Source organism: Cupriavidus sp. 01T418, assembly GCF_056398885.1.
In genome coordinates this window covers 13,314-28,934 of the sequence record NZ_JBFTQG010000010.1, presented here as the reverse complement: position 1 = coordinate 28,934, position 15,621 = coordinate 13,314, and the positions used below count along the sequence as shown (strand labels likewise).

General features: G+C 62.7%; 19 protein-coding genes, 1 tRNA gene and 1 pseudogene. 14 read left to right on the top strand and 7 right to left on the bottom strand.

Translation table 11 applies throughout. From position 1 onward, the window contains the following. Positions 1-29: 29 nt before the first annotated feature. Positions 30-1,349 (top strand): MFS transporter, encoded by a 1,320-nt coding sequence (locus tag AC1DQ3_RS13235; protein WP_477120643.1) that lies wholly within the window; start codon positions 30-32, stop codon positions 1,347-1,349. A 256-nt stretch (positions 1,350-1,605) separates the two neighbouring features. Further along, positions 1,606-1,692 (top strand) — tRNA-Leu (locus AC1DQ3_RS13230). Positions 1,693-2,068: 376 nt separating this feature from the next. Here the strand turns inward: AC1DQ3_RS13230 and AC1DQ3_RS13225 are convergent. Beyond that, positions 2,069-2,269, bottom strand: coding sequence for a hypothetical protein (locus tag AC1DQ3_RS13225; protein ID WP_477120642.1), 201 nt, complete (start codon positions 2,267-2,269; stop codon positions 2,069-2,071). A 130-nt stretch (positions 2,270-2,399) separates the two neighbouring features. Next, positions 2,400-2,924, bottom strand: coding sequence for a DUF1643 domain-containing protein (locus tag AC1DQ3_RS13220; RefSeq protein WP_477120641.1), 525 nt, complete (start codon positions 2,922-2,924; stop codon positions 2,400-2,402). Between the two features lie 33 nt (positions 2,925-2,957). On the opposite strand from AC1DQ3_RS13220, the gene AC1DQ3_RS13215 reads away from it, so the two are divergent. After that, positions 2,958-3,161, top strand: coding sequence for a hypothetical protein (locus AC1DQ3_RS13215; protein ID WP_477120640.1), 204 nt, complete (start codon positions 2,958-2,960; stop codon positions 3,159-3,161). Here the strand turns inward: AC1DQ3_RS13215 and AC1DQ3_RS13210 are convergent. After that, positions 3,152-3,829 carry a hypothetical protein gene (locus tag AC1DQ3_RS13210; RefSeq protein WP_477120639.1) on the bottom strand — a complete coding sequence of 226 codons (678 nt, stop codon included), beginning with the start codon at positions 3,827-3,829 and terminating at the stop codon, positions 3,152-3,154. The two genes, AC1DQ3_RS13215 and AC1DQ3_RS13210, sit on opposite strands and share 10 nt — an antisense overlap. Positions 3,830-3,861: 32 nt before the next feature. Between AC1DQ3_RS13210 and AC1DQ3_RS13205 the strand changes: the two genes are divergently transcribed. After that, positions 3,862-4,179, top strand: coding sequence for a hypothetical protein (locus tag AC1DQ3_RS13205; RefSeq protein ID WP_477120638.1), 318 nt, complete (start codon positions 3,862-3,864; stop codon positions 4,177-4,179). Positions 4,180-4,199: 20 nt separating this feature from the next. On the opposite strand, the gene tnpA is transcribed toward AC1DQ3_RS13205, so the two are convergent. Next, a complete protein-coding gene (gene tnpA / locus AC1DQ3_RS13200) occupies positions 4,200-4,553 on the bottom strand; it encodes an IS66-like element accessory protein TnpA (RefSeq protein ID WP_477120741.1) in 354 nt (117 codons plus the stop codon). Between the two features lie 329 nt (positions 4,554-4,882). Between tnpA and AC1DQ3_RS13195 the strand changes: the two are divergent. Beyond that, positions 4,883-5,059: pseudogene (locus tag AC1DQ3_RS13195) on the top strand (c-type cytochrome); the annotation flags it as partial. A gap of 240 nt (positions 5,060-5,299) precedes the next feature. Here the strand turns inward: AC1DQ3_RS13195 and AC1DQ3_RS13190 are convergent. Then, positions 5,300-5,872 (bottom strand): hemerythrin domain-containing protein, encoded by a 573-nt coding sequence (locus AC1DQ3_RS13190; protein WP_477120637.1) that lies wholly within the window; start codon positions 5,870-5,872, stop codon positions 5,300-5,302. A 44-nt stretch (positions 5,873-5,916) separates the two neighbouring features. Next, positions 5,917-6,390, bottom strand: a complete 474-nt coding sequence (locus AC1DQ3_RS13185) for a hypothetical protein (RefSeq protein ID WP_477120636.1) — start codon at positions 6,388-6,390, stop codon at positions 5,917-5,919. A 57-nt stretch (positions 6,391-6,447) separates the two neighbouring features. Here AC1DQ3_RS13185 and AC1DQ3_RS13180 point away from each other — a divergent pair, with 57 nt between their 5' ends. Beyond that, on the top strand, positions 6,448-6,807 hold the full coding sequence (locus AC1DQ3_RS13180) for an AAA family ATPase (protein ID WP_477120635.1): 360 nt from the start codon (positions 6,448-6,450) through the stop codon (positions 6,805-6,807). A 53-nt stretch (positions 6,808-6,860) separates the two neighbouring features. Beyond that, the gene (locus AC1DQ3_RS13175; RefSeq protein ID WP_477120634.1) at positions 6,861-7,061 is read left to right on the top strand and encodes a hypothetical protein; all 201 of its coding nucleotides are present in this window, start codon (positions 6,861-6,863) and stop codon (positions 7,059-7,061) included. 60 nt (positions 7,062-7,121) lie between these two features. On the opposite strand, the gene AC1DQ3_RS13170 is transcribed toward AC1DQ3_RS13175, so the two are convergent. Further along, on the bottom strand, positions 7,122-7,379 hold the full coding sequence (locus AC1DQ3_RS13170; protein ID WP_477120633.1) for a universal stress protein: 258 nt from the start codon (positions 7,377-7,379) through the stop codon (positions 7,122-7,124). Positions 7,380-7,784: 405 nt separating this feature from the next. On the opposite strand from AC1DQ3_RS13170, the gene AC1DQ3_RS13165 reads away from it, so the two are divergent. From AC1DQ3_RS13165 to AC1DQ3_RS13135, 7 genes are read left to right on the top strand one after another with little or no spacing between them, the layout of a single operon-like run. After that, a complete protein-coding gene (locus tag AC1DQ3_RS13165) occupies positions 7,785-8,060 on the top strand; it encodes a ribbon-helix-helix protein, CopG family (protein WP_477120632.1) in 276 nt (91 codons plus the stop codon). A 3-nt stretch (positions 8,061-8,063) separates the two neighbouring features. Further along, entirely contained in the window at positions 8,064-10,088 is a 2,025-nt protein-coding gene (hyfB, locus tag AC1DQ3_RS13160; protein ID WP_477120631.1) for a hydrogenase 4 subunit B, read from the top strand. A gap of 7 nt (positions 10,089-10,095) precedes the next feature. Next, positions 10,096-11,043: a respiratory chain complex I subunit 1 family protein gene (locus tag AC1DQ3_RS13155; protein ID WP_477120630.1), complete on the top strand. Its 948-nt coding sequence runs from the start codon at positions 10,096-10,098 to the stop codon at positions 11,041-11,043. 1 nt (position 11,044) lies between these two features. Continuing rightward, positions 11,045-11,704 (top strand): formate hydrogenlyase, encoded by a 660-nt coding sequence (locus tag AC1DQ3_RS13150; RefSeq protein WP_267600419.1) that lies wholly within the window; start codon positions 11,045-11,047, stop codon positions 11,702-11,704. A 1-nt stretch (position 11,705) separates the two neighbouring features. Then, entirely contained in the window at positions 11,706-13,160 is a 1,455-nt protein-coding gene (locus tag AC1DQ3_RS13145; protein WP_477120629.1) for a hydrogenase 4 subunit F, read from the top strand. Between the two features lie 4 nt (positions 13,161-13,164). Further along, positions 13,165-14,712 carry a hydrogenase large subunit gene (locus AC1DQ3_RS13140; protein ID WP_477120628.1) on the top strand — a complete coding sequence of 516 codons (1,548 nt, stop codon included), beginning with the start codon at positions 13,165-13,167 and terminating at the stop codon, positions 14,710-14,712. Further along, on the top strand, positions 14,712-15,230 hold the full coding sequence (locus AC1DQ3_RS13135) for an NADH-quinone oxidoreductase subunit B family protein (protein WP_477120627.1): 519 nt from the start codon (positions 14,712-14,714) through the stop codon (positions 15,228-15,230). The genes AC1DQ3_RS13140 and AC1DQ3_RS13135 overlap by 1 nt, the downstream gene beginning before the upstream one ends. The last annotated feature ends 391 nt before the right edge of the window (positions 15,231-15,621 follow it).

Sequence of the window (15,621 nt, the reverse complement as noted above, 5' to 3'; positions counted from 1 at the left end):
CCGTCAATCCACACCAAGGAGTAGCACAGATGACTTCCGTGATGACCGGCGCCCCTGGCGCCCTGGAGACTCCGGCTCACACCCCGGCCGAGCGCAACGAGGCCTACCGCAAGATCGCGGTACGGCTGGTTCCCTTCCTCGTCTTCCTGTTCGTGCTGGCCTGGATCGACCGCGTCAATGTCGGCTTCGCCAAGCTGCAGATGCTGCAAGACCTGCAATTCAGCGAAGCCGTGTACGGCTTTGGCGCCGGCATCTTCTTCATCGGCTACTTCCTGTTCGAAGTCCCCAGCAACCTGCTGCTGGAAAAGATCGGCGCGCGCCGCACGCTCGCCCGCATCACCATCCTGTGGGGCCTTGCCTCCATGGCGATGATCTTCGTCAAGACCCCGATGCAGTTTTACGCCCTGCGATTCCTGCTCGGCGTATTCGAAGCCGGCTTCTTCCCCGGGGTCGTGCTCTACCTGACCTACTGGTTCCCGGCCCAGCGCCGCGCGCGCATCAACGGCCTGTTCATGACCTCCTTCGCCATCGCCGGCGTGATCGGCGGCCCGCTGGCCGGCTTCATCATGAGCAGCATGGAAGGCGTGGACGGCCTGGCCAACTGGCAATGGCTGTTCGTCATCGAAGGCATTCCCTCCGTGCTCGCCGGCATTGCCGTGCTGATGTTCCTGCCCGAAAAGCCCGTCAGCGCCAAATGGCTCACCGCCAGCGAACGCGACCTCGTCACCCGCGAGATCGAAGCTGAAAACCGCGACCCCGCCAAGCACACCTCCCTGCGCGCCGCCTTCTCCAATTCGCGCGTCTGGATCTGCGCGGCCATTTACTTCTGCGTGGTCAGCGGCAACGCCACCATCGCGTTCTGGTCGCCGTCCATCATCAAGGAACTTGGTGTACAGGGGAACCTGCAGATTGGGCTGGTTTCGGCCATTCCCTTCTTCGCGGGCACGATTGCCATGGTCTGGAACGGCATCCACTCCGACCGCACTGGCGAACGCCGCATGCACTGCGCGCTGGCTACGCTGATGGCTGCTGCCGGGCTGGTCCTGACCGGCATGTGGCTGCATAGCGCGGTGCTCGCACTGGTTGCGCTGACCATTGCTTCCGCCGGCATCCTGGCGGCTTTCCCGGTGTTCTGGTCGCTGCCTTCGGCTTTCCTGGCCGGTACGGCCGCTGCGGGCGGGATTGCTCTGATCAACTCGATTGGCAACCTGGCCGGCTTTGTCGCGCCGTACATGATTGGCTGGTTCAAGATGAGCACGGGGCAACTGTCGTCAGGGCTGTATTTCGTCGCTGCGCTGGAAGCCTGTGCCACGGTACTGGTGCTGGCGTTTATCAAAACCAGGCGCTAGTCGTCGACGCGATAGCCGGCGCTATGCCTTGGGTAGCGCAAGGGGCTGGATTCCGGCGGCGCTTTGCGCTAGAATCCGCTGCCTCGTTGCGCTGCATGCGCAAAGTGCGCCGGCAGCACGGGTAACACAAGCCAGGCGGGCAGTTTCGGCCGCCTGTTTGCTTTTGTGCTTTTGTGATAACCCTCAACGCTGCCAGGCCAGCCTGCAACACAGCGAGCACAGCGGCCTCCCGCCAGGGATGCGCGCCGCAGGGACTGCGAGGGTGGCGAAATTGGTAGACGCACCAGGTTTAGGTCCTGACGCCAGCAATGGTGTAGGGGTTCGAGTCCCCTCCCTCGCACCACGGTTCCTTATCGGCACTTTTCACCTCGGCACTTCGCTGCATTAGACCCCACCGATGACCCACAACCCTAAGCGCAGTAAGGCTTAGCGGGTAATTGCGTACGCCGCTGCGTTCCACCTGCCCTCGCTCGCTTTTACCTTATAATCGCGGCGCTCCGCCCCCACAAATCCCCCACGGATCCCCCACATGGCACCGTTCCAGAAGCCTGCGAAAGGCTGGCGAGTGCAGCTTGCTGTGAAGGGCCAGCGGGAGGGTCGCACCCTCCCGAATAAGGCGAGTGCACAGGAATGGGCGGACAAGCGCCAGTCCGAACTCCGATCGATCGGATCGGGCCACGGGACGAGACGCACACGGTGGGGGATGTGCTGGACGAATATCAAAGGAAGGTTAGCCCGACAAAGCGCGGCAAGCGCTGGGAAATCCTTCGGCTGGAGCTGATCGGGAAGCGGAAGGGCGAGCGCTGCAGGTAGACGCCGATCATATCCAGATTCCATAGTTGCACCGACAGCGGAAGCGATGGCTTCACGCGTTTTGCCACTTCGTCGGCCAAGCGCTCAATCATGTCTGCRTCGCTCACTTTTCTTCTCCAATCTGCCAAGCCTGGCGGGTCAATTCAATGATTCGTTGTGCTGCTGCTTCCACTTCTGTCCTGTTCTACGCACCACATGGGTAAATGCGATTTACCCATGTGATTGGTGTTTGTTGGTCTACGGAGCAAATGGCTGCGGCCGGACTTTGGCCGCGATGTAGAGCGGGTGTTTCGGGCTGCCGTCCTGATTCAGTCCGAGGTGATGGAGCAGGGCGCCGCGGCCACACATCCGGACGATGCGCAACACCTCGGTCGCGCGCGCTTGCGCCGCCTTGTGCGCGCCCCAGGCGCAGATCACGAGCGAGCAGCGATCCAGCGCGTCCATGATCGCGCCGTCGTTCCGGTCAGCCCGGTCGCCCAGCGGTGCCGGGTGGGCCAGCAGGCCATCCGGGTCTGTCGACCGCAGCGGGAACAGGTTCACCACTTCCAGGCGACCATAGCGCCCGGCTAGCGCGCGCTGCATGCAACGGGTGATCGTCGGGTCGTTGACCTGGTGGTCGGCGGTCGACGGGTTGAGCATGATGAAGCCCAGGGCCGGCTGCATGCGATCCCACTCGCGCCAGAGGCGATAGCGGTACTGTTCGCAGTCGGAGAGGATTACGCCGGCCTCGCCGTCGATAGTCTGGGTGGTTAGATGCTTCATGCTACGATCCTCGTGGACGGAAGGGGGGTAACTATGGCCACAGAGACCTATGGCGGATATACCATCCGAGGCTTTGCGAAGCCCCTGGTGGATGGCTCGTTCGAAGCTTCGGGGGCCGTAGAGAAGGATGGCCAAGTGATCGAGACCTCCGACCCGCTTGGCTATTACCCGACTTTCGACCGGGCACTCGCCGAAGGCCTTGCCTGGGCCAGGGAATGGGTTGACGCTCATATCTGAACCCTCCGAAATTCCACAACCCACACCCAGGGATTCGCCTCCCAGGCGCCGGCACCGTTGATCTGGTCCCAAAGCAGTGCGTACTGGCGCTGAGGCCATTTAAGACGGCGCGCGCACTCGCCCATGCTCTCGCCTTGCCCGCATTCCTCGCTCAGCAATTGCCGGTAGTCCGGAATCCCTTTAGCAAGTGCGTCATCGAAGCTGCAGTCGTTCAGCCGCTCGACGCGCACGCCGGTCACCCCCAGCACAAGGCGGCACGCTGCGCGTGGCATGTGGATGCTCGGCGTCCAGCGGGTCGGGTCGCAGAGCCGGTCGCCCGGCCGATAGGTGGCCCGGTAGTCGTACTCGATGGGCTCGCCACCGTTGTAGGTCGGGTCTTGCGGATACACCGCTCGGTGCGTCTCGCGCACCCACAGGTGGTCGCCGGGCTGGCCATGCGGACTGATCAGGCAGTCCCCGGTGCGGGTATGCCAGATGGCGGCCTGCAGCGGCACCGTTTCCCCTGCGGCGGTCCGGCCGCCATTCTCGCCACCCATCGTGGTGGGTTCCCACACGCCGAGCGGGTTGTTGTGCGGCAGCTTGACGATCCGCCGCGTCTGCGTCTTCCGGCCGTCCAGGACGGCGCGCACCATGGCGCCGCTGAAGAGGATGGGGCGATCTTTCGTCATGCTAGGATTCCCCGACACCAAAGGAGGTCAAAATGTGGCTCATCTATGCGCGAAACAAGACCAGCGAATCCAACGCCCAAATCGACAGGGTGAAATGGCGTAAGGCGAAAGCCATCCCCGACAGCTTGCCGGCTTGGGATGGCCCCGAGGAAGTAGTGACGATCGATCGAGTGGTAGAAACCGTTAAGGCGGGCGAACCCGTTGGTACTCTCTTCCACATCAACGGACACAGCGTTGCAGGCCCTCAATTGAGGGTCGTAGATCGACCGGGCGGCTTCGTTACCGTTGAAGTCCAGCCGTGGGCCCACGAGGGACAGGACTCTCTGTTTTGCCTTCCGGAGTTCGACTAGCCAGATTTGGTAGGCGCGGATCATCGCAGCCAGTCCCGTAACCAGGTGGCACAATCGGCTGCGTCTTCCAGGGGCCATCGCACGATGATGCGCGTATCGCCCCGGGCGACATCGATCTGGATATCTCGGCGCGACTCAGGCATTGACGGCGCTCGCACAGGTGCCGCGACCGGAATGAATGACGGCGTCGGCGCCAGCAGTTGTCCTGCCTTCGCCAACCGAAGCCATTTGTGCACGATATTGGCGTTCATGGCGTACTTGAGCGCCACGCTCGACACCGATTGGTCCCCAGCCGTGCACTCGGCCACAACCTCGCTCCTGAACTGCTTAGAGTAGGAGCGCCGTACACGCTTAGCCGCTAATTCTGTGCCCATCATCGCGTCCGCTTAAATTTAAGCGGACACTATCTGTCGGCACAACGAGACCCGCAAGATGGGTTCGTCAGCCGCTTACGCTAAAGAGCCACGGCGTGGCGGTGGAGGTCGAGCATGGGCCGGGCGGCGCCGACCTGACCATCGGTGAACTGCTCTTGTCGCGCACGCTGGTGGCATCGATGACCTACGAGTCTTGCTGTCGCACTGACCCTTGGGCGCTGGCGACGCCGGTGCTAAGCGTGGAGCAATCCGTCTGGCTGAGCCACGACTGCAGCCCGAAGATCATTTTGGCTAGCAGCGGCATGGCCACTGGCGGTTGCATAGTGCGGGCCCAGGGCGCGGGCGCATTCCCGCGGCTGGCGGGGCAGCATCAATCCTATCTGCTACGCCAGATCGAGGTGTTCAAGAATGGCTCGCACGGCAATGCGCCGGTTATGAGTGTCGTGGCGCATCAACTCAGCACCGAGCAGGCACAAGCCGTTGCCGCCTATCTCCAATCGAAGTGAGTGTGACCGGCGAATCTGCGCCATTGCTCCAACCACAATCCCATCATACGAGCCACATACATCATTGAAGAGTGAGAAGAGCGGTGCTCCATTCCACTTTGGATCCTACGCATTGATTGCCTCCTGAAGTAGGGGGAGCGTGATTTACGGCAGGGTCATGGTTGCCGTCGAAGGCAGTCAGAACGCTAATCTCGCGCTCGGAAACAGTCCGGATAGCGGCGTCGGTAGAGATGCTGCATATCAATACGTCTGATCCTGTCTGGACACTCGCGCCTCATGCGCGATCTGCGTGCGTAGTCCCTCGAAGCGCTCTTGTACATTGTCCCCAAAGAGCGGATCGGGGCTAGCTGGAACGGTTGCGGCAACTTCCGCCCAGTCATCTTTTGTCAGCTGCTGCGCAGCGCGAGGCAGTACGTCTCGCTCCTCAGCCGAAATGTGGCTGCGATAATACACAAGGTAAGTGGCGGCGGCCGCCTCAAGGGTCGCTCGCGGGACCATAATATCTCCCTCGGCCTCATTAAGCCGGTTCAAGAGCTCTTCGCCGGCCGTGGCAATCACGCGATGCTCTTGCAGAAGGCGGTTAACCACCAATTGCATGCCGGGATCTCGCTCAACAAGCCGTGCATACGCAACATCCTCGCGGGGATGGTGAACGCGATCGCCAAAATTCCGCATGTAGTAGAGGATCGTGCTCATCAGGTCGTAATTCGGACGCTCCCCTCGGTGGAAAGCAGCTACCTGTTCTTCCAAGAGGTCGAGTAGTCGAGCAAAATTAACGTGCTCGGCATGCCATACGGCGAGTGGGTCGGTCATGGCGCGCTCCATCAACAGCGCTAAGGGGATCTGTGCGATTAATACTAGTCCTGCGTATCCAGGTAGGGACTGATATAGGTCAATAGATGGCACCACAGCGATTGGCTCCGGCGGCCATTACGCCGGAAAGGATCGACGCCATGATCTTTTTCATCGCAATCAACGCCACGCCGTGCGACTGCCTTGAATTCGATGCCGGGCTGCGCTGGATCGACACGATCAGCGATGCCGCCTTTCTCTTCATGGACCAGCCGCATGCCGGCAGGCAAGATCTTGCCTATCGCCTGATCAATTCCTACCTCGAGTGCAGCGGCGATTATGCCGGCCTGGCCTTGTTGCCGTTCTACACGGTCCTGCGCGCGTGGTGCGCGCCGCCTACTGCTTGAGCGGGAGCACCAGCGCAGCGTGGCGGGAACGAGCATTGCGGCGGAAATGGCGACGACGCGGATGCGCTGTAACGATTTGATTGCGCTGGCCAGCGACGCCCTGACGCGGCGTCCGGGTGCGATTGCCAACATGGCCTTTCAGGCAGCGGCAAGAGCACCATTACCCAGCAACTGGCGCTGGGCGCAGCCATGGTGCGCGTGCGCGCCGACGTGGAGCGCAAACGTCTTTCACGCAGCCACGCCGCGCACCGCGATCTTTACACGGCAGAACATTCCGCCTGCGTCTACGGGCGGCTACTGGCGATCTGCCGGCTTGGCAGTGCCGCCGGCTTCCCGATGATCGCCGACGCGACCTTCCTGGCACGCGAACAGCGGCTGCGGTTCGCGTCGCTAGCCGCACGCCAGGGTGGCGACCCATCGGACGCGGACCTGCAGGTGCTGGTGTGTGGCAGCGGCGCGCGCAAGAACCACTGGGCAGCGATGAATGGGGCCATGTGGTGCGAATTGGCGAGGCCGGAGCAACCGGCTCGGAGATCCCGTGCGCCATGACGAGGTGAAAACAGAATGAAGTAAAGCGGCTTCAGTACCAGCCGATCGCCGGATTGCTGCTCCGACCCGCAAGCGGCAAGGCTGGCAAGCGCATTGACCTGCCCGCACCCGAGATGATCGGTGGCCTGCCCCTGATGGGCGCGCTTTGGCATCGCAAGGGTACCCGGTCGTTTGGCGAGGAAGCGTTAAGCAATCGGCATCTCGGCGACTTGGTGTGGGTGGCCGACGGGATCAACCGCGGCGACGACGGGTGAACAGCACCCTCGCCGCATGGCCTGTACGAGATCGAAATCTACGTGGCGCTGCCCCAGGGCCTATATTGCTACGACACTGCCCTCCACCACCTGGTCCAGAACGGGCAAGGGCGCCTGCACCAGAAGTACCGGCTGGTGGCATTGCCGGACCAGTGTTTCCGCTACGCTACCCATCAGCAGGCGCCGCACACCGCGACGTCCATGCGTACCCAGCACCAGCAATTCTGCGCCTGTTTGTTCCGCCACCTGCTCGATCGCGCTGGCGACGTCGACAAGCGACTGTGCTTTATCCTCCACCATCAGTGCCTTGCATGTCACCTGTTGCGCTGTTTGTATGCCCTGGCACCGCCGGTATTGATGTGGATCAGGGCTGCGCAGCTTTCCGGGACACCGGCTTGAGGTGCACCGCAAGCGGGCCGGACTTCGCTGGTCTTCTCTATTCACCAGAGCCCCAAAGACCAGCTAGGGCGCGCCTGCGCACAAGGTCATTCTGGTACGGAATATGTTAATAAAATTAACATGGCGATTACACTGCTACTGCATTACATTATGTTTTGTAGCATATGCAATCATCATCCCGTATGCTAGGTTGTCGCTGGCAAATAGCGGCCTTTATCGCCGCTTCATCGGCGGGAGCGGCAGCAGTGCCAGGCACTTTTGGGCCGCACGGCGTTCATGTATGATGTGACGCATCTGACCATCGTATTAGCATGTTGAGGCTCCATGGAGATCAAGACTGCTCGGCTGACGCTGCTCATCGATCCCAATAAGAAGGCCGCTTTCGAGCGCCTTTGCGCACAACAGGATCTGACGGCCTCGCAGGTGATGCGTCAGCTCATCCGCGAATACCTCGCTCAACATGGGGTCCAGTACGTGCCCAGCGGGTCGCACGTGGGCACCGAGCCTGCTGACGACGGAACACCGCCGCAAGCCCAGGCGCCGGCGCAGCCTGAAGCGCCTCCCCCCACCAGACGGCGCGCCACACGTCGCAAGGCCTAGGCCATGAGCAGCGTGCCCCCCGTCGCACAATGGCTCCATATCGACTGGGTGCTTGTTGTTGTGGGGGCTTGGTTGTTCGTCGGGGCCGCAGGCGTTGCCGCGCTGCAGCGGCTGACCTTGGTGTCTCGCGTTCTTTTCCCGCTCGGCGGATTGCTTGGGCTAGCGCTTTTCGGTCTGGCACTTGCCGCTGTGCTTGGCACGCCCGAGGTCGCCGTACTCGCCATTGGACTGCCAGCGCTGCCCTTCCACATCCGGCTCGACAGCCTCTCCGCCTATTTCTTAATGGTGACCGGTGGTGCGGCGGCGGGCATCTCTATATTCGCAGCCGGATATTTTCGCAAGGGCGAGGGCACACCGCCGGGCTTGCTATGCCTGGAATATCACTTGTTCCTGGCCAGCATGGCCGGTGTCATCCTGGCCGACGATGCCTACTCGTTCATGGTGATGTGGGAGACCATGGCGCTGTCGTCATTTTTCCTTGTGTCCGCAAACCACCGCATTCCGGAGGTGCGCAGTGCCGGCTACCTCTACATCACGATGGCGCGTATCGGCGCGATCGCGATTCTGCTCTGCTTCGGTGTGCTGCAGGCCAACACCGGTGACTACACCTTCGCGAACATGCGTGACCAGGCGCTGACGCCCTTCTGGGCCTCGGTCGGCTTCCTGCTTGCCGTGTTCGGCTTCGGCGCCAAGGCCGGCGTCCTGCCCTTGCATGTCTGGCTGCCGGAGGCACACCCGGCCGCGCCCTCGCCGGTCTCCGCGATGATGAGCGGTGTCATGCTCAATACAGCGATCTACGGGCTGTTGCGCATGTCCTTCGACCTGCTGTGCATGCGTCTGTGGTGGTGGGGCGCGCTGCTTCTGGCCGTCGGTCTGGCTACCGCGCTGTTCGGCGTCGTCTTCGCCGCGGTGCAGACCGACATGAAACGCTTGCTGGCCTACTCGTCGATCGAGAATATGGGCCTGCTGTTCGTCGCCACGGGCCTGACCCTGATCTTCTCGGCCTATGACATGAAGCCGATGGCGGCACTGGCCCTGACCGCGACGCTCTATCACGTCGCGAGCCACGCCTTCTTCAAGAGCCTGCTCTTCCTCGGCACGGGCAGCGTGCTGCATGCCACCTCCGAGCGAAATCTCGGCAAATTGGGCGGACTGATTCGGTACATGCCCTGGGTTGGCTGGCTCACGCTACTGGGGGTGCTGGCCAGCGCCGGCCTGCCTCCGCTCGGCGGTTTCGTGTCGGAGTGGCTGCTGCTGCAGAGCTTCTTGTTCACGCCAGGCCTGCCGGTTCCGCTTCTGACCATGCTGATCCCGGTGGTCGCCGCGCTGATCGCGCTGGTGGCGGCGCTGGCCGGCTACACGATGGTCAAGTTCTTCGGTGTGATCTTCCTCGGCCAGCCGCGCGAGAGTAAGCTCGCCCACGCGCATGACGCCGGTCCCTGGGAGCGTGCAGGCATGGTGTGGCTAGCGCTCGGTTGCGTGGCGCTTGGCCTGCTGCCGACGCAGTTCATCCAGTTGATCGACCCGGTGACGAAGCAACTGGTCGCCACCGGCCTGGGCGCCCGAGCGGCTGCCAGCGGCTGGCTACTGGCGCCGACCAGCCTGGGGCAGGCCAGTTACGGGCCGGTGATCTTCCTACTCGGCATCCTGGGTAGCTTCGCGCTAGCCTACCTGTTCGTGCGCTGGCTGTACCACGGCAGGCTTCGCCGCGGCCCGCCATGGGCCTGCGGGTTTCCCTGGGGCACCGCGCGCATGCAGGATACCGCCGAGGGCTTCGGCCAGCCGATACGTCAGATCTTCGAACCCTTCTTTCTGATGCAGCGCGACCTGCCGACACCATTCGACGAACAGCCGCGCTACCGCGTGACCATCGAGGACCGCTTCTGGCGCTGGCTGTACCTACCCACGGTCGAATTGGCTTCATACCTGGCGCGACTGGCCGGCCTGATGCAGCAGGGGCGCATCTCGGTGTATCTGCTGTATAGCTTCCTGACACTGATTGCCACGCTGCTGGCAGTGATGCGATGAGGTTTCCATGACGGTCTCCGGCTTGCTGTCGCAGTCGCTCGAAATCGTGATTTCGATCGCCCTGGCGCCGCTACTAACGGGCTGGGTCAATCAATGGCGTGCCTGGTTGCAGAACAAATCCGCGCCCAGCTGCTGGCAGCCGTATCGCACGCTGCACAAACTGTTCAACAAGGAATCGGTGGTGGCCGACAACGCGTCGCCGCTGTTCCGCGCCACGCCCTACGTGGTGTTCGGCTGCATGGCACTGGCATGCGCGATCATCCCTACGTTGTCGACCGACCTTCCGCTGGCGCCTGCGGCCGACGCGATCGCGCTGGTCGGCCTGTTCGCGCTGGCGCGGGTTTTCATTTCGCTGGCCGCGATGGACATCGGCACGGCCTTCGGCACCCTGGGGGCGCGGCGCGAGATGCTGATCGGGTTTCTTGCCGAACCCGCATTGCTGATGGTGCTGTTCTCGGCCTCGCTAGTCTCCAAGTCGACATCGCTCACCACCATTGTCGAGACACTCGCCCATCGTGACCTCGCGATCTACCCCGGACTGGCCTTTTCCGGCGTTGCCTTCACCATGGTCTCGCTGGCGGAGAACGCCCGAGTACCGGTCGATAACCCCGCCACGCATCTGGAGCTGACGATGATTCATGAGGCACTCCTCCTGGAGTACTCGGGCCGCCACCTGGCACTCATCGAGTGGGCGTCAAGCCTGAAGCTGTTCGCCTACTCCTGTATCGGACTGGCGTTGTTCTTCCCCTGGGGCATCGCAGAGGCCCAGGCGCCGTTGTCCATGCTGCTGGCGCTGCCGGCGCTGCTGTTCAAACTCACCGTGGGCGGCATCCTGCTTGCCACGCTGGAGACAGTGAGTGCCAAGATGCGCATCTTCCGCGTCCCCGAGTTCCTGGCCACCGCCTTCTTGCTGGCGGTGATCGGCATGCTGGTGCATTTGCTGCTTGCCCGCTGACATGAGCACCTTGCTGACCCAGTTCGTCAACCTGCTTGGTGCGGTCCTGCTCATCCTCGCCTTCGGGATGATCTCACAGCGCCGCGTCCTATCGCTAATCCACCTGTTCACGCTGCAGGGCGCCACCCTGGCATTGGCGACAGCCGTGGTTGGCTATGTGACCCGGCAGCCGGACCTGTACCTGTCGGCTGGCGTGACTTTCGTGCTCAAGGTGCTGCTGATTCCCTATCTCCTGCACCGCGTCATCGACCGGCTTGATATCCGTTGGGACGTGGAGACGCTGATCAATATCCCGACCATCATGCTGATCGGCATCCTGGTGGTGATCTTCGCGTTCAACCTGGCCATGCCGATCTCGCGGCTGTCGGTGAAGCTGGCCAGCGGCACGCTCGGCATCGCACTGGCCTGCGTACTGCTGTCGTTCCTGATGATGATTACCCGCTCGAAGGCAATACCGCAGGTCATCGGCTTCCTGGCAATGGAGAATGGCTTGTTCTTCGCCGCTACCTCGGCGACCTACGGCATGCCGATGGTAGTTGAACTTGGCATTGCGCTGGATGTGCTGATCGGCGTGCTGATCCTGGGCGTGTTCATGTTCCAGATCCGCGAGCAGTTCGACAGCCTGGACATCCGCCACCTCGAGAAGCTGAAGGAGGACTGAGTTGATTGCGCTAGCCTTCCTGCTTGCAACTCCGCTCGCCGGCGGGCTGGTGCTGGCGCTGGTCGGTCATCGCGATCATGCGCGTGACGTCAACGTCGCGTTCAGCCTGGGCACCTTCATCGCGGCCTGCTGGCTCACCGGTCGGATCATCGACGACGGTCCCACGCTCGTGTGGGACCGTGCGTTCTACATAGACGCCTTGAACGTGTTTCTCGTCACGCTGACCGCGTTCGTGGGCCTGACCACGTCGATCTTCTCGCGGCCTTACATGCGCGTGGAGCGCGACCACGGCAAGATGACGCCGCCGCGGCTGCGCCTGTACCACAGCATGTACCAGCTATTCACCTTTACGATGCTGCTGGCGTTGACGACCAACAACATGGGCATCGTGTGGGTCGCGATGGAGGCCGCCACGCTGACCACGGTACTGTTGGTCAGCGTCTACCGGACCGCAGCCAGCCTCGAGGCGGCCTGGAAGTACTTCATCCTGTGCGGCGTGGGTATCGCCCAAGCGCTCTTTGGCACGGTGCTGCTCTACATGGCGGCCGAGCAGGTCATTGGCCCCGAGGGCGGCGCGCTGCTGTGGACCAATCTCGATGCGGTCAAGGGCCGGCTGGACCCGAATATCATCACCCTGGCATTCGCTTTCCTGTTCATCGGCTATGGCACCAAGGTCGGCCTGGTGCCGGTGCACAACTGGCTGCCGGACGCGCATGCGGAGGGGCCGACCCCCGTTTCCGCCGTGCTGTCCGGCCTGCTGCTCAATGTGGCCCTCTACGCTATCCTGCGCTGCAAGGTGTTGACGGACGGGGCGCTGAAAAACCATCTCACAGGCCACCTGATGATGGGCTTCGGCCTGGTTTCCGTCGTGGCAGCGGTCTTCCTCCTCATCCGCCAGCGGGACGTCAAGCGCATGTTCGCCTATTCGTCCATCGAACATATGGGCATGATGACCTTCGCTTTCGGCATGGGCGGCCCGATCGCCAGCTTCGCCGGACTGCTGCACATGACGGTACATTCGCTGGTCAAGTCCGCGATCTTCTTCGCCGTCGGTCATGCGGCGCAGAAAGCGGGCACGCAGGTCATGGACGAGATCCGCGGGCTGATCCGGGTCAGTCCCACGGTCGGCTGGGGCCTGATGCTTGGCGTACTGGCTATTCTGGGCATGCCGCCCTTCGGCGTGTTCGCCAGCGAGTTCCTGATCGTCACCACCGCAATGCGTGAGCAACCCTGGGCCACGCCCTTCCTGCTGGTCGCGCTCGGCTTGGCCTTTGCGTCAGTGTTCAGTCGCGTGCAGCCGATGGTCTTCGGCGAGACTACCCTGAAGCCCCTGGCGCACCCACCGGCGCTGGTCCCGGTGTTCTTGCACCTCGCACTTGGTTTGATGCTGGGTCTCTATATCCCGCCGTATCTGGATGCGTGGTACCGCCAGGCGGCCGCCATGCTGGGGAGTTGAGCGCATGGCGCTGTTTGAACTCGGACTCGACCTGCATCGCCTGCCGGCACCGCTGCCGGTATGGCACGGGCTGGCCAGTCCCGACGCATGGAGCGCGGCAGCGCGCACGGTTGCCAACACGGGCGGGCGCCTCATTTCCGTGTGGGGCGTTGACCGCAGCGCCGCGGGAGGGACGTTGGCGGCATGTGCCGCGTATGCCGTACCGGAGGGACTGGTCTGGCTCGAACTGCGGCTCGGCGACCCGGCGCAAGGGGTTCCGGATCTGGGCCTCATCTTCCCATGTGCCGGACGGATGCAGCGCGCCATGGCTGACCTCCTGGGCATCCATGTGCAAGGCAGCCACGACCAGCGCCCTTGGCTGGACCATGGCCTGTGGCCGCCAGGGTCATTCCCCCTGCAACACGGGACGCAACCGCAGGCCGCCGCGGGCAGGCTGCCGGCGGACTATCCCTTCGTACGCGTCGAGGGTGATGGCGTGCATGAGATCGCCGTCGGCCCGGTGCATGCCGGCATCATCGAACCTGGCCATTTCCGCTTCTCCGTCGTCGGTGAGAAGGTGCTGCGGCTTGAAGCCCACCTCGGCTACACGCACAAGGGCATCGAGCGCCGGTTCACCGAATTTGCGCCTATCGAAGCTTACCGGCTCGCAGGCCGTATCTCGGGTGACTCGACAGTGGCCTATGCCTGGGCTTACTGTATGGCGCTCGAATCGGCGTCCGGCACCGGGATACCGGCAAGGGCGGTCTGGTTGCGCGCCATGATGCTGGAACGCGAGCGTGTGGCCAACCACCTGGGTGACCTTGGTGCGTTGGGCAATGACGCTGGATTGGCCTTCGGATTGGCGCAGTTCTCGCGATTGCGCGAGAACTGGCAGCGGCTGTCCGGGGAAGCTTTCGGCCACAGGTTCATGATGGATGCCGTGGTGCCCGGAGGTGTTGCGATCGATCTGACGCCGCCGATGCTGGATTGGCTTCGCAAGCAGTGCGACGGCATCGAGCGCGAGGTCCGCGCACTGCGGATCGTGTATGACGAGCATGCCGGGCTGCAGGACCGCTTTCGCGCCACGGGAAGGGTAACGCCACAACTTGCCGCCCAGCTTGGCCTCGCGGGGCTCGCCGGGCGCGCCAGCGCGCAAGCGGCGGACCTGCGCTGCGACCACGCGTGGCCACCCTATGACCGGTTAGACGTCACGATGGCCAAGCACCGCGATGGTGATGTCGCTGCACGCGTGGCAATGCGCTTTGACGAGACCATTGAGTCCCTGCGGCTCATTCGCGCCATCTGCTCGGAACTGCCAGGCGGCGCAATCCATGCCGGGATCCGGGCACAGGACGCGATTTCCATCGGGGCAGGCTGGGTGGAGGGCTGGCGCGGCGAAGTCCTTGTGGCGCTCGAAATCGGCGCAGACGGCCGGATCCTGCGTTGCCACTGCCATGATCCCTCCTGGCAGAACTGGCCGGTGCTTGAGCACGCCGTCATTGGCAACATCGTTCCGGACTTTCCGCTGATCAATAAATCCTTCAATCTCAGCTATTCCGGGCACGATCTCTAATGTGGCTCATCCTCAAACAAATTGCCCGCACCGGTATCGTTACCGAGCCAGCGCCCCAGGTCGTCGATGCCGATGGCGGCGCCGCGATTCAACGTGTCCACCAGGACATCCTCGACATTCTTGGTCAGGCGCTCACGATCAGGGAGGTCGATGCAGGCTCGTGCAACGGCTGCGAGCTGGAAATCCATGCACTCAGCAACCCCTACTACAACATTGAGGGGCTTGGCATCAAATTCGTTGCCAGCCCGCGCCATGCTGACATGCTGCTGGTGACCGGACCGGTCTCGCGCCACATGGAAGAGGCTTTGCGGCGTACCTATGACGCGACGCCGGAGCCGAAACTCGTGGTCGCGGTGGGTGACTGCGGCTGTACGGGCGGCATCTTCGGCGAGAGCTATGCGAGTTGCGGTCGCGTCGCCAACGTGATCCCCGTCGACGTCGCTGTGCCAGGCTGCCCGCCTACCCCCATCGAGATCCTCCGGGGGATACTAGCCGCCGTGGAGCGGCACAAAAGCTAAGTCATCTAAACGATAGTCTTGGAGGATCACGATAGGGGAAGCAACGCGCCCCGAATCCGCGTCGCTATGGTCGCCTGCAGCCTTTAGTTATCCACAGCTTCTGTGGATAATTTTCCCTTCCGGACTTGCGACAAAGCCCCGCGGGGTGCGTACCATGAACAACGAAGATTGCCAGTCCAGTCACGACTGCAACCATTAGGTTCAACTGGGGAGACAGAGCTACATTCGCATCCTTGAATGGAGTCGCGGCAAAGGATCCTTCAACGAACACCGCCAGCACTAGACCGATCAGCGAGTTGATGACGCGAGTGTGCCGGAGAGCGAAGCGGTCAGCCGCGGACGTCTCGTCGAATGAGATATCGAACTCGCGGCAAATGTCGACGGCTGCGAG